Genomic DNA, 614 nt, shown 5'->3' with positions numbered 1-614 from the left:
CGGGCCGAACCGCCGGGACGATCGAGGCGCGGACATCCGCCTCGATTTGCAGATGTGCGTCAGCGGTTATCGGAAGAATTCCGAGTCTATATGCATGTTCAGGCAAGTGTTCAGTAGACTTCGAGGAGTAGCGCCGCGTCGTTTAAGTAGCTGCTCCGATATGGGGCCAGTGACGCGTCACTCAAACAACCGGTCCTCTCATATGGGCCCATCCCTCAGGTGGACAAAGCTGGTACGGGTCTCCTTCCTGCTACGGAGCAAAAATCAACACAGCTCGGGTCTCAGTCCCGGCTCGTAAAGACCGTCAATACCCCGGTGTAGCCGTAAAGGTGATCCCTTGCGATCTCGCCGCCGGCGAAGAATCCCACCAGCGGCACGTCACCTAGCGCCTTTCGCACCGTCTGCAACTCCGCATGCCGCGCTCCGAAGTGCGGGCCGCCCCGTCCCGAGCAACTGACATACAGGGCGCCCGACATGTGCCCCGCCGTGCCGCCTTCCAGTTCCGCGCGGATTTCCGTTGTAATGCGCACCAGATCGACCTTGGCAGCTTCGGGGTTACGCGTGCAAAAGGCCAGATGCATGCCGGGCTCGACCAGATCGGCAATCGCCACGAC

Annotated in this window: 1 protein-coding gene; it reads right to left on the bottom strand. The window is 60.9% G+C overall.

Annotated features, from left to right (window positions below):
• Nucleotides 1-281: 281 nt before the first annotated feature.
• The coding region (locus F6X42_RS43030; protein WP_187639786.1) for an FIST C-terminal domain-containing protein at nt 282-614 on the bottom strand (333 nt) is incomplete at its 5' end.

Origin of the sequence: Paraburkholderia podalyriae, assembly GCF_014397785.1 — a bacterium.
Classification (GTDB): Bacteria; Pseudomonadota; Gammaproteobacteria; order Burkholderiales; family Burkholderiaceae; genus Paraburkholderia; species Paraburkholderia podalyriae.
The sequence above is the reverse complement of the archived record's forward strand: the minus strand, read 5'-3'. Positions and strand labels throughout refer to the sequence as shown.